This window comes from Bacillus cereus group sp. BfR-BA-01331 (assembly GCF_022663915.1).
Classification (GTDB): domain Bacteria; phylum Bacillota; class Bacilli; order Bacillales; family Bacillaceae_G; genus Bacillus_A; species Bacillus_A mycoides.
This window is the reverse complement of the sequence record NZ_JAKUGJ010000011.1, coordinates 127,438-139,846: the sequence shown is the minus strand read 5'-3', so window position 1 is coordinate 139,846 and position 12,409 is coordinate 127,438. Positions and strand designations below refer to the sequence as shown.

Below are 12,409 nucleotides of genomic sequence, written 5' to 3'. Positions count from 1 at the left end.
AGAGGTCACACCCGTTCCCATACCGAACACGGAAGTTAAGCTCTCTAGCGCCGATGGTAGTTGGGACCTTGTCCCTGTGAGAGTAGGACGTCGCCAAGCAAAAACCTAAGTCGTTTCGACTTAGGTTTTTTTGTGTTTATTTTTATTTACCGAAGGTTAAAATTCATAAATTTAATAATCCTAAAGACGAAAAAAGGATGAAATAGAGACTATTTAAAATAATGGCAATGATTTTTCGTGCTCCTAATTTTCCAAATTCCCCTAAAATAATCCCTAAGATAGGAAACATTATTTCTATCATAAGTGTACATTTTAAAAATGGGATGATATCAATAAGTATTCAATAATTACAGAAATTGCTGCGACAGAGAAAAACAAATATGATAGTAGCATAGTTATTTTTTCACGGTTATCCTCCTTATAAATTATATTGATTTGTAGACACAACAGTATATATGAACAGTTATGTATAAAATAGATCTCTAGAAATATATATTCTAATTCCCTTTTCTTCTTGTATATAGTTGCAATTCTTCTTTTGAATATAACTAAAACACGAACGTTATCGATGACTAATAAAAAAACATTCGATTATTTATTGACATTGTTTATGAAATATTGTTAATATAGCCATAGAAACAATAATATATAAGACCTCATATAATCGCGGGGATATGGCCTGCAAGTCTCTACCTAACGACCGTTATTCGTTAGACTATGAGGGAAAGTCACTCGGTATTTTTCTATTCACAAGGGATACGTATGCCTGAGTAGAGCGCTTTCTCTCATAGTAAAAGAGAAACTGTTCTATTTCAGGCTTTTTTTATTTGAATCGGGGGGATTCTAATATGAAATCACTAGTTGGAGTCATAATGGGAAGCACGTCAGACTGGGAAACAATGAAATATGCTTGTGACATTTTAGATGAATTAAATATACCGTATGAGAAAAAAGTTGTATCCGCTCATCGGACTCCGGATTATATGTTTGAATATGCAGAAACAGCTCGTGAACGTGGATTAAAAGTTATTATTGCTGGAGCCGGTGGAGCAGCGCATTTACCAGGAATGGTTGCAGCGAAGACAAATCTTCCTGTAATCGGTGTCCCAGTTCAATCAAAAGCGTTAAACGGTCTAGATTCATTATTATCCATTGTCCAAATGCCAGGAGGGGTTCCAGTTGCAACTGTTGCAATTGGTAAGGCTGGTTCAACGAATGCTGGATTACTTGCTGCACAAATACTTGGATTATTTCATGATGATATACATGATGCATTAGAGTTGAGACGAGAAGCTATTGAGAAAACTGTGCGTGAAGGTAGTGAGCTAGTATGACGAGAATCATTTTACCTGGAAAAACAATCGGCATTATTGGAGGCGGCCAGCTTGGAAGAATGATGGCGTTGGCAGCTAAGGAAATGGGTTATAAAATTGCTGTTTTAGATCCTACAAAGCATTCACCATGTGCACAAGTTGCTGATGTTGAAGTCGTTGCACCATATGACGATCTAAAAGCAATTCAGCATTTAGCAGAGATAAGCGACGTTGTCACATATGAATTTGAGAATATTGATTATAGATGTTTACAATGGCTTGAAAAACATGCTTACTTACCACAAGGTAGTCAATTGTTAAATAAAACGCAAAATCGTTTTACAGAAAAGAATGCAATTGAGAAAGCTGGGTTACCAGTAGCAATGTATAGATTAGTTCAAAATCAAAATCAGCTTACTGAAGCGATTGCTGAATTATCATTTCCTTCCGTCTTAAAAACGACGACAGGTGGATATGATGGGAAAGGGCAAGTTGTTTTAAGAAGTGAAACTGATGTTGAGAAGGCACGAGAGCTTGCGGATGAAGCAGAGTGCATTCTAGAAAAATGGGTGCCTTTTGAAAAAGAAGTATCAGTTATTGTAATTCGTAGTGTAAGTGGTGAAACGAAAGTATTTCCGGTAGCGGAAAATATTCATGTAAATAACATTTTACATGAATCTATCGTTCCAGCTCGCATTACAGAAGAACTTTCTCAAAAAGCAATTGCTTACGCAAAGGTACTTGCGGATGAACTAGAACTTGTGGGAACACTAGCGGTAGAGATGTTTGCTACAGCTGACGGTGAGATTTACATTAATGAATTAGCACCAAGACCTCACAATTCAGGACACTATACACAGGATGCATGTGAAACGAGTCAATTTGGTCAACATATTCGAGCAATCTGTAATTTACCTCTTGGAGAAACAAATTTGTTAAAACCAGTTGTCATGGTAAACATTTTAGGCGAACATATAGAAGGGGTCCTAGGACAAGTGAATAGACTAACCGGGTGCTATTTACACTTGTATGGAAAAGAAGAAGCAAAAGCGCAGCGAAAAATGGGGCATGTTAATATTTTAAATGATAATATTGAAGTCGCTCTAGAAAAAGCGAAGAGTTTGCATATTTGGGACCATCAAGAACAACTGTTGGAGGGAAAAAGATGATTAATCGTTATACACGCCCTGAAATGGGTGCAATTTGGACGGAAGAAAACAAATTTAAGGCATGGTTAGAAGTTGAGATTTTAGCTTGTGAAGCATGGGCAGAGCTTGGCGACATTCCAAAAGAAGATGTTAAAAAAATTCGTGAACATGCATCATTTGATATTGATCGTATTTATGAAATTGAAAAAGAAACACGTCATGACGTAGTTGCTTTCACTCGTGCTGTATCAGAAACACCAACATTAGGCGAGGAACGTAAATGGGTTCATTACGGTTTAACATCTACAGACGTAGTAGATACAGCGTTATCTTATATCTTAAAACAAGCAAATGAAATCTTGTTAAAAGACTTAGAAAACTTTGTTAGCATTTTAGCTAATAAAGCGAAAGAGCATAAATACACGATCATGATGGGAAGAACACATGGTGTACATGCAGAGCCAACAACATTTGGTTTAAAACTTGGTCTTTGGTATGAAGAAATGAAACGTAACGTAGAGCGTTTCAAACAAGCTGCTGATACAGTTCGCGTTGGTAAATTATCTGGTGCGGTTGGTACATATGCAAATATTGATCCATTCGTAGAAAAGTATGTTTGTGAAAACTTAGGATTAGAAGCAGCACCAATTTCAACACAAACATTGCAACGTGATCGTCATGCACATTACATGTCAACACTTGCACTAATCGCAACATCTGTTGAAAAGATGGCAGTTGAGATTCGTGGTTTACAAAAGAGTGAAACACGTGAAGTTGAAGAGGCTTTCGCAAAAGGTCAAAAAGGTTCTTCTGCAATGCCGCATAAACGTAATCCAATTGGATCTGAAAATATGACTGGTTTAGCTCGTGTTATCCGCGGTTATATGATGACAGCTTACGAGAATGTTCCGTTATGGCATGAGCGTGATATCTCTCACTCTTCTGCAGAACGCGTAATTTTACCAGATGCTACAATCGCGTTAAATTACATGTTAAATCGCTTTGGTAATATCGTTAAAAACTTAACTGTATTCCCAGAGAATATGAAACGCAATATGACAAGAACATACGGCTTAATTTACTCTCAGCGCGTAATGCTTACACTAATTGACAAAGGTCTGGTACGTGAAGAAGCTTATGATATCGTACAGCCTAAAGCAATGGAAGCTTGGGAAACACAAGTACAATTTAAAGAGCTTGTAGAAGCTGACGAGCGTATTACAAGTAAGTTAACGCAAGAAGAAATTAACGAATGTTTCAATTATGAACATCATATGCAACACGTTGATACAATCTTTGAACGCCTTGGATTAAACGAAGCGTAAAATTTCATATGGCACAGAATAGAGTCATTCTGTGCCATTCTTTATAAAAACATTATTCACATTTTTCAAACTACAGGGGGCTTGCGAAATGCAAAAGCTAGAATTGCTGTATGAAGGTAAGGCAAAAAGAATTTATCGTACAGAAGCAGCAGATATGGTTTGGGTAGAGTACAAAGATAGTGCGACTGCTTTCAATGGGGAGAAAAAAGCGACAATTACCGGAAAAGGTCGTTTGAACAATGAGATTACAACTTTATTGTTCAGAAAGTTACAAGAAGTTGGAATTAAAACACACTTTGTGGAGAAGTTATCTGATACAGAACAACTTGTCAAAAAGGTGAGTATTATTCCATTAGAAGTTGTCACAAGAAACGTAATTGCAGGTAGTCTTTCAAAAAGACTAGGAATGGAAGAAGGAACTGCTCTTACAACACCAATCGTAGAATTTTACTACAAAGATGATGATTTAGGAGATCCACTTGTAACGGAAGATCATATTCGTTTGTTAAATGTTGCAACACCAGAGCAAGTAAGCGTATTACGAGATGCAGCTCTACAAATCAATCAAGTGATGATTGAGCATTTCGCAAGCTGTCGTGTAAGATTAGTAGATTTTAAATTAGAGTTTGGCGTAACAGAAGAAGGGGAAATCATATTAGCAGATGAAATTTCACCAGATACTTGCCGTTTATGGGATGAAACGAGCAACGAAAAATTTGATAAAGATGTATTCCGTCGTGATCTTGGGAATTTAACAGAAGCATATGAAGAAATTTTAAAACGTTTAGGGGGAGCTTCACATGTATAAAGTTAAGGTATATGTAACGTTAAGAGAAAGTGTATTAGATCCACAAGGAACTGCGGTAAAGGGAGCACTTCATAGTCTTTCATTTACAGAAGTACAAGACGTTCGAATCGGAAAATATATGGAATTAACAATTGATAAATCAGTATCTGATCTGGATAGCAAGGTAAAAGAAATGTGTGAAAAATTATTAGCAAACGTTGTAATGGAAGACTTCCGTTATGAAGTTGAGGAGGTTGTCGCACAGTGAAATTTGCAGTCATAGTATTTCCAGGTTCGAACTGTGATGTCGATATGTTCCATGCAATTAAAGATGAGCTTGGTGAAGAAGTAGATTACGTTTGGCACGATAGAGAGAATTTAGATGAATATGATGCAATTTTACTACCAGGTGGATTCTCTTACGGTGACTATTTACGATGCGGGGCTATTTCTCGCTTTACTAACGCAATGAAAGCAGTGCAAAAAGCTGCTGAGCAAGGAAAGCCGATTTTAGGAGTGTGTAATGGATTCCAGATTCTTGTTGAATCAGGATTACTACCAGGAGCATTAATGAGAAACGAAAACTTAAAGTTTATGTGCCGTACGGTTCAGTTACGTGTTGAAAATAATGAAACTATGTTTACATCACAATATGAAAAAGATGAAGTAATTAACATTCCAATTGCACATGGCGAAGGAAATTACTATTGTGATGAAGCGACTCTTAAACAATTAGAAGAGAATAATCAAATCGCATTCCGTTACGTAGAAAATCCGAATGGAAGCGTTTCAGATATTGCAGGTATTGTAAATGAAAAAGGAAATGTTCTTGGTATGATGCCACACCCAGAGCGTGCTGTAGATGAATTACTTGGCGGTGCTGAAGGGTTAAAAGTCTTTCAATCTATCTTAAAACAGTGGAGGGAAACATATGTCGTTAATGCTTGAGCCAAATCCAACACAAATTAAAGAAGAGCGTATATATGCGGAAATGGGGCTAACAGACGAAGAGTTTGCCATGGTTGAAAAGATTTTAGGCCGTTTGCCGAATTATACAGAAACGGGACTATTTTCTGTTATGTGGTCTGAACATTGTAGTTATAAAAATTCAAAGCCAGTTCTTCGTAAGTTTCCAACGACAGGTGAGCGTGTTTTACAAGGACCTGGAGAAGGCGCTGGAATTGTAGATATCGGTGATAACCAAGCGGTGGTATTTAAAATGGAAAGTCATAACCATCCTTCTGCAATTGAGCCATATCAAGGGGCAGCAACAGGTGTCGGTGGTATTATTCGCGATGTATTCTCTATGGGCGCACGTCCGGTAGCTCTATTAAACTCACTTCGTTTCGGTGAATTACAATCACCACGTGTGAAATATTTATTCGAAGAAGTAGTAGCAGGAATCGCAGGATACGGTAACTGCATCGGTATTCCTACTGTTGGCGGCGAAGTACAGTTTGATCCATGCTATGAAGGAAATCCACTTGTAAATGCAATGTGTGTAGGCCTAATTAATCATGAAGATATTAAAAAAGGGCAAGCGCATGGTGCTGGTAATACAGTAATGTACGTAGGAGCATCAACTGGTCGTGATGGTATTCACGGTGCAACGTTCGCATCTGAAGAGCTATCTGAAAGCTCAGAAGCGAAGCGTCCGGCAGTTCAAGTAGGGGATCCATTTATGGAGAAACTTCTTATTGAAGCATGTTTAGAACTTATTCAGTCTGATGCACTTGTTGGAATTCAAGATATGGGAGCTGCTGGTTTAACATCATCTTCTGCAGAAATGGCAAGTAAAGCAGGTATGGGTATTGAAATGTACTTAGATGATGTACCACAGCGTGAAACTGGCATGACTCCATATGAAATGATGTTATCTGAATCACAAGAACGTATGTTAATCGTTGTGAAAAAAGGTAGAGAGCAAGAAATAGTAGATTTATTTGAAAAATATGGTCTTGCAGCAGTTACGATGGGGAAAGTAACTGAAGATAAAATGCTTCGTCTATTCCATAAAGACGAAATGGTAGCTGAAGTACCGGCGGATGCTCTTGCAGAAGAAGCACCAATTTATCATAAACCGTCAAAAGAAGCAGCATACTTTGCTGAGTTCCAGCAGATGAAAATGGAAACACCAAAAGTAGAAGATTATAAAGCAACGTTATTATCTTTATTACAACAACCAACGATTGCAAGTAAAGAGTGGGTATATGATCAATATGATTATCAAGTGCGCACTAGCACAATCGTTACACCAGGTTCAGATGCAGCGGTTATACGTGTACGCGGCACAGAAAAAGGATTAGCAATGACGACAGATTGTAACTCTCGCTACATTTATTTAGATCCAGAAGTGGGCGGTAAAATTGCAGTAGCAGAGGCAGCACGTAATATCGTATGTTCTGGCGGGGAGCCACTTGCAATTACAGATTGCTTAAACTTCGGTAACCCAGAAAAACCAGAAATCTTCTGGCAAATTGAGAAATCAGTAGACGGTATGAGTGAAGCTTGCCGCAAGTTACAAACGCCAGTTATCGGCGGGAATGTATCAATGTATAACGAGCGTAGTGGTGAAGCTGTATATCCAACACCAACTGTTGGGATGGTTGGACTTGTACACGATTTAAAACACGTAACAACACAAGAATTTAAACAAGCTGGCGATTTAGTTTATGTAATTGGAGAGACGAAAGCTGAGTTTGGTGGAAGTGAATTACAGAAAATGATCTACGGAAAAATTTTCGGTCAATCACCAAGCATCGATCTAGATGTAGAATTAAAACGCCAAAAGCAAGTACTAGCAGCAATTCAAGCTGGCCTTGTTCAATCTGCACATGATGTTGCAGAAGGTGGTTTAGCAGTTGCAATTACTGAAAGTGCAATTGGTGCTAACGGTTTAGGTGCTACTGTGAAATTAGATGGGGAAGCAACAACAGTATTATTTGCAGAATCACAATCGCGCTTCGTTATAACTGTAAAACGTGAAAATAAAGAAGCATTTGAGAAAGCGGTTGAAGCAATTCAAGTTGGAGAAGTGACAAATACAAATGAAGTAACAATTCATAATGAAGAAAATGAAGTATTACTTACAGCAAATGTAGATGAAATGAGAAAGGCTTGGAAAGGGGCAATCCCATGCTTACTGAAATAAAGGGGTTAAATGAAGAATGTGGCGTTTTCGGAATTTGGGGGCATGAAAATGCAGCACAAGTTTCGTACTACGGATTGCACAGTTTGCAGCACCGTGGGCAAGAAGGCGCAGGCATTGTTGTAAATAATGGGGAAAAAATCATCGGTCACAAGGGGTTAGGTTTAATATCAGAAGTGTTTTCAAGAGGTGAGCTAGAGGGATTAAACGGGAAATCAGCAATTGGACACGTACGATATGCAACAGCTGGTGGAAGTGAAGTTGCTAACGTTCAACCATTATTATTCCGTTTTTCCGATCATAGCATGGCGTTAGCTCATAACGGAAATTTAATTAACGCAAAAATGCTTCGTCGTGAATTAGAGGCAGAGGGAAGTATTTTTCAAACAAGTTCAGATACAGAAGTACTTTTACACCTTATTAAGCGTAGTACAAAAGATTCTTTAATTGATAGTGTAAAAGAGGCTCTAAATAAAGTGAAAGGTGCGTTTGCATATCTTTTACTAACTGGAAATGAAATGATTGTTGCGCTAGATCCAAATGGATTCCGTCCTCTTTCAATCGGAAAGATGGGGGATGCTTACGTTGTAGCGTCGGAAACATGTGCTTTCGATGTAGTTGGTGCAACATACATTCGTGATGTAGAACCTGGTGAATTGCTTATTATCAATGATGAAGGAATTCACGTAGATCGTTTTACAAATGAAGTAGACCATGCGATTTGCAGTATGGAATACATTTACTTTGCACGTCCAGATTCTAATATCGCTGGTATTAATGTTCATGCAGCTCGTAAAAACATGGGGAAACGTTTAGCGGCGGAAGCTCCTATTGAAGCTGATGTTGTTACTGGTGTACCAGACTCTAGTATTTCAGCAGCAATTGGTTATGCGGAGGCGACAGGAATTCCGTATGAGTTAGGGTTAATTAAAAATCGTTACGTTGGACGTACGTTTATTCAACCTTCTCAAGAACTGCGTGAGCAAGGGGTTAAGATGAAGCTTTCAGCAGTAAGAGGCGTAGTTGAAGGAAAACGAGTTGTTATGATTGACGATTCTATCGTAAGAGGAACGACAAGTAAACGAATTGTTCGTATGCTTCGCGAGGCTGGAGCGACAGAAGTCCATGTAAGAATTGCTTCACCACCTCTTAAGTATCCATGCTTCTATGGCATTGATATTCAAACGAGAAAAGAATTAATCGCAGCAAATAATTCAATAGAAGAAATCCGTCAAATCATCGGAGCAGATTCACTAACATTTTTAAGTGAAGATGGATTAGTAGATGCAATTGGACGCCCATATGAAGGGAAATACGGTGGTCTATGTATGGCTTACTTCAATGGAGACTATCCAACAGCTCTTTATGATTATGAGCAAGAGCTTTTAGAAAGTATGAAATAAGAAGAAAAAAGCTTCTACTTCTTTTGATGTAGAAGCTAGCTTCTTTCTTAAAACGGCCGCCCTGGATGGGGAGAAATTAAAAGACGAGGTGTAAAAAACGATGGCGAATGCATATAAGCAAGCAGGAGTAGATATTGAAGCTGGATATGAAGCGGTATCTCGCATGAAAAAACACGTACAAACAACAATGAGAAAAGAAGTGCTAGGCGGTTTAGGCGGTTTTGGAGGTATGTTTGATCTATCAAAATTTGCATTAGAAGAACCTGTATTAGTATCTGGAACAGATGGCGTGGGAACGAAATTGATGCTCGCTTTTATGGCAGATAAACATGACACAATTGGTATTGATGCAGTAGCAATGTGTGTAAATGATATTGTTGTCCAAGGAGCAGAGCCGCTTTTCTTCCTTGATTATATTGCTTGTGGTAAAGCTGAACCTAGTAAAATTGAAAACATCGTCAAAGGTATATCAGAGGGCTGTCGCCAAGCTGGTTGTGCATTAATTGGTGGAGAAACAGCTGAAATGCCAGGAATGTATTCTACGGAAGAATACGATTTAGCTGGTTTTACAGTTGGAATTGTTGATAAAAAGAAAATTGTAACAGGTGAAAAAATTGAAGCTGGTCACGTATTAATTGGCTTAGCATCTAGCGGTATTCATAGTAACGGTTATTCTTTAGTAAGAAAAGTGCTACTAGAAGATGGAGAACTATCTTTAGATCGTATTTACGGACGCTTAGAACTACCTCTTGGTGAAGAATTATTAAAACCAACGAAAATTTATGTCAAACCTATTTTAGAACTATTGAAGAAACATGAAGTATACGGTATGGCACATATTACAGGTGGTGGATTCATTGAAAATATTCCACGTATGTTGCCAGAAGGAATCGGTGCGGAAATTGAATTAGGGTCTTGGGAAATTCAGCCGATCTTCAGTTTACTTCAAGAAGTTGGGAAACTAGAAGAGAAAGAAATGTTCAATATTTTTAACATGGGTGTTGGTATGGTAGTAGCGGTTAAGGAAGAAGAGGCAAAGGATATTGTTCGTCTTCTTGAGGAGCAAGGAGAGAAAGCACGTATTATTGGACGCACTGTACAAGGATCTGGTGTTACCTTTATTGAGGGAACAGAAGTATGAGTAGATTAGCAGTTTTTGCTTCTGGGAGCGGTTCTAACTTTCAATCTCTCATTAATGCGGTAGAAGAAAAAAGATTGGATGCAGATATTAGTTTATTAGTATGTGATAAACCAGAGGCACGCGCTATTGGACGGGCACATTATCACCATATTCCGTGTTTTTCCTTTTCAGCGAAAGCATATGAGTCAAAAGAAGCATTTGAAAAAGAGATATTAAAAAAGCTAGAAGAGTATGAAATTGATTATGTTATTTTAGCTGGATATATGCGTTTAATTGGAACGACTTTACTAGAAGCGTACGGCGGGAAAATTATTAATATTCATCCATCACTACTACCGAGTTTTCCAGGGAAAGATGCTGTTGGTCAAGCGTTAGAAGCGGGTGTGAAAGTAACCGGAGTAACGATTCACTATGTAGATGCAGGTATGGATACAGGTCCAATTATTGCGCAAGAAGCAGTAGTTGTTTCTGAAGGGGATACGAGAGAAAGCTTACAAAAGAAAATTCAACAAGTTGAACATAAATTATACGTAAATACAGTGAATCAAATTGTTCAGTCTGTGAAAAAACCAACTGTTAACTAACATACAACCAGGGGTGAAGGATAAATGAAAAAGCGTGCATTAGTAAGTGTTTCAGATAAAACAGGAGTAGTAGAATTTGTTAAAGGTTTACTTGAACAAGGGATTGAAGTTATTTCAACAGGTGGTACGAAAAAATTATTAGAAGAAAACGGCTTGCAAGTAATTGGTATTTCTGAAGTAACTGGTTTCCCAGAAATTATGGATGGTCGTGTAAAAACATTACATCCAAATATTCATGGTGGTCTATTAGCAGTTCGTGATAATGAAATGCATGTAGCGCAAATGAATGAATTAGGTATGGAGCCAATTGACTTTGTTGTTGTTAACTTATACCCATTTAAAGAAACAATCGCTAAGCCTGATGTAACATTTGCTGATGCAATTGAAAATATTGATATCGGTGGCCCAACAATGATTCGCTCTGCTGCGAAAAATCATAAATTTGTATCGGTAATTGTAGATCCAGTAGATTATGATGTTGTATTAGCAGAACTGAAAGAGAACGGTGAAGTAATAGAGGAAACGAAACGTAAATTAGCAGCGAAAGTATTCCGTCATACAGCGGCATATGATGCGTTAATTTCTAACTACTTAACAAAGCAAATGGGCGAAGAAAGCCCTGAAACAGTAACGGTGACATTTGAGAAAAAACAAGATTTACGCTATGGCGAAAATCCACATCAAAAAGCGACATTCTATAAAGCGCCATTCGAAGCAACTTCTTCTGTTGCATACGCAGAACAATTACACGGTAAAGAATTATCTTACAACAATATCAACGATGCGGATGCAGCACTTAGCATCGTGAAAGAATTTACAGAACCAGCAGTAGTAGCGGTAAAACATATGAATCCATGTGGTGTTGGAGTAGGAACTGATATTCACGAAGCATACACACGTGCTTATGAAGCGGATCCAGTATCAATCTTCGGCGGTATTATTGCAGCAAATCGTGAAATTGATAAAGCTACAGCAGAAAAGTTACACGAAATTTTCTTAGAAATTGTTATCGCTCCTTCGTTCTCGCAAGAAGCTTTAGAAGTGTTGCAAAGTAAGAAAAACTTACGCTTACTAACTGTAAATATTGAAAAAGCGACAAGTGCAAGTAAAAAACTAACTTCTGTACAAGGTGGCCTTCTTGTTCAAGAAGAAGATACGTTATCATTAGATGAGGACGCAATTTCAATTCCAACGAAACGTGAACCATCAGAACAAGAATGGAAAGATTTAAAACTAGCTTGGAAAGTTGTAAAACATGTGAAATCAAATGCAATTGTTTTAGCGAATGATAACATGACAGTTGGTGTAGGCGCGGGACAGATGAACCGTGTAGGTTCTGCAAAAATCGCAATTACACAAGCTGGCGAAAAAGCACAGGGTAGCGCACTTGCATCTGATGCTTTCTTCCCAATGCCAGATACAGTAGAAGAAGCAGCAAAAGCTGGAATTACAGCAATCATCCAACCAGGCGGATCGATTCGTGATGAAGATTCTATTAAAATGGCAGATGCGTATGGGATTACGATGGTGTTCACTGGCGTACGTCATTTCAAACATTAA

General features: G+C 38.1%; 11 protein-coding genes, 1 rRNA gene, 1 pseudogene and 1 riboswitch. Of the genes and pseudogenes, 12 read left to right on the top strand and 1 reads right to left on the bottom strand.

Going from position 1 to position 12,409, the window contains the following annotated elements:
• Positions 1 to 99: ribosomal RNA gene (rrf, locus tag MR155_RS19990) — 5S ribosomal RNA — on the top strand; the annotation flags it as partial.
• Between the two features lie 64 nt (positions 100 to 163).
• On the opposite strand, the pseudogene MR155_RS32055 reads toward rrf, so the two are convergent.
• Positions 164 to 393, bottom strand: a pseudogene (locus tag MR155_RS32055) (hypothetical protein).
• Between the two features lie 243 nt (positions 394 to 636).
• A riboswitch (purine riboswitch) is annotated at positions 637 to 738 on the top strand.
• Between the two features lie 110 nt (positions 739 to 848).
• Between MR155_RS32055 and purE the strand changes: the two are divergent.
• The 11 genes from purE to purH all read left to right on the top strand — a co-directional run bounded on the left by purE (position 849) and on the right by purH (position 12,409).
• A complete protein-coding gene (purE, locus tag MR155_RS19985) occupies positions 849 to 1,334 on the top strand; it encodes a 5-(carboxyamino)imidazole ribonucleotide mutase (protein ID WP_048375611.1) in 486 nt (161 codons plus the stop codon).
• Entirely contained in the window at positions 1,331 to 2,482 is a 1,152-nt protein-coding gene (gene purK / locus MR155_RS19980; RefSeq protein ID WP_219300564.1) for a 5-(carboxyamino)imidazole ribonucleotide synthase, read from the top strand. Before purE ends, purK begins: the two co-directional genes overlap by 4 nt.
• On the top strand, positions 2,479 to 3,786 hold the full coding sequence (purB, locus tag MR155_RS19975; RefSeq protein WP_002091361.1) for an adenylosuccinate lyase: 1,308 nt from the start codon (positions 2,479 to 2,481) through the stop codon (positions 3,784 to 3,786). The genes purK and purB overlap by 4 nt, the downstream gene beginning before the upstream one ends.
• A gap of 88 nt (positions 3,787 to 3,874) precedes the next feature.
• The gene (gene purC, locus MR155_RS19970; RefSeq protein WP_002029482.1) at positions 3,875 to 4,594 is read left to right on the top strand and encodes a phosphoribosylaminoimidazolesuccinocarboxamide synthase; all 720 of its coding nucleotides are present in this window, start codon (positions 3,875 to 3,877) and stop codon (positions 4,592 to 4,594) included.
• A complete protein-coding gene (purS, locus tag MR155_RS19965; protein ID WP_000278823.1) occupies positions 4,587 to 4,841 on the top strand; it encodes a phosphoribosylformylglycinamidine synthase subunit PurS in 255 nt (84 codons plus the stop codon). Before purC ends, purS begins: the two co-directional genes overlap by 8 nt.
• Complete coding sequence (gene purQ / locus MR155_RS19960) at positions 4,838 to 5,521, top strand: phosphoribosylformylglycinamidine synthase subunit PurQ (protein WP_242310908.1); 684 nt, start codon at positions 4,838 to 4,840, stop codon at positions 5,519 to 5,521. Before purS ends, purQ begins: the two co-directional genes overlap by 4 nt.
• Positions 5,505 to 7,724 carry a phosphoribosylformylglycinamidine synthase II gene (gene purL, locus MR155_RS19955; protein ID WP_113938629.1) on the top strand — a complete coding sequence of 740 codons (2,220 nt, stop codon included), beginning with the start codon at positions 5,505 to 5,507 and terminating at the stop codon, positions 7,722 to 7,724. Before purQ ends, purL begins: the two co-directional genes overlap by 17 nt.
• Positions 7,709 to 9,124 carry an amidophosphoribosyltransferase gene (purF, locus tag MR155_RS19950; RefSeq protein ID WP_002091359.1) on the top strand — a complete coding sequence of 472 codons (1,416 nt, stop codon included), beginning with the start codon at positions 7,709 to 7,711 and terminating at the stop codon, positions 9,122 to 9,124. The genes purL and purF overlap by 16 nt, the downstream gene beginning before the upstream one ends.
• A gap of 100 nt (positions 9,125 to 9,224) precedes the next feature.
• The gene (gene purM / locus MR155_RS19945) at positions 9,225 to 10,265 is read left to right on the top strand and encodes a phosphoribosylformylglycinamidine cyclo-ligase (RefSeq protein ID WP_242310907.1); all 1,041 of its coding nucleotides are present in this window, start codon (positions 9,225 to 9,227) and stop codon (positions 10,263 to 10,265) included.
• A complete protein-coding gene (gene purN / locus MR155_RS19940) occupies positions 10,262 to 10,849 on the top strand; it encodes a phosphoribosylglycinamide formyltransferase (RefSeq protein ID WP_002113480.1) in 588 nt (195 codons plus the stop codon). Before purM ends, purN begins: the two co-directional genes overlap by 4 nt.
• 24 nt (positions 10,850 to 10,873) lie before the next feature.
• A complete protein-coding gene (gene purH / locus MR155_RS19935; protein ID WP_219300560.1) occupies positions 10,874 to 12,409 on the top strand; it encodes a bifunctional phosphoribosylaminoimidazolecarboxamide formyltransferase/IMP cyclohydrolase in 1,536 nt (511 codons plus the stop codon).

Coding starts and splice junctions, on each gene's coding strand:
- purE (WP_048375611.1), top strand. CDS start 849: ATGAAATCACTAGTTGGAGTCATAATGGGAAGCACGTCAGACTGGGAA.
- purK (WP_219300564.1), top strand. CDS start 1,331: ATGACGAGAATCATTTTACCTGGAAAAACAATCGGCATTATTGGAGGC.
- purB (WP_002091361.1), top strand. CDS start 2,479: ATGATTAATCGTTATACACGCCCTGAAATGGGTGCAATTTGGACGGAA.
- purC (WP_002029482.1), top strand. CDS start 3,875: ATGCAAAAGCTAGAATTGCTGTATGAAGGTAAGGCAAAAAGAATTTAT.
- purS (WP_000278823.1), top strand. CDS start 4,587: ATGTATAAAGTTAAGGTATATGTAACGTTAAGAGAAAGTGTATTAGAT.
- purL (WP_113938629.1), top strand. CDS start 5,505: ATGTCGTTAATGCTTGAGCCAAATCCAACACAAATTAAAGAAGAGCGT.
- purF (WP_002091359.1), top strand. CDS start 7,709: ATGCTTACTGAAATAAAGGGGTTAAATGAAGAATGTGGCGTTTTCGGA.
- purM (WP_242310907.1), top strand. CDS start 9,225: ATGGCGAATGCATATAAGCAAGCAGGAGTAGATATTGAAGCTGGATAT.
- purN (WP_002113480.1), top strand. CDS start 10,262: ATGAGTAGATTAGCAGTTTTTGCTTCTGGGAGCGGTTCTAACTTTCAA.
- purH (WP_219300560.1), top strand. CDS start 10,874: ATGAAAAAGCGTGCATTAGTAAGTGTTTCAGATAAAACAGGAGTAGTA.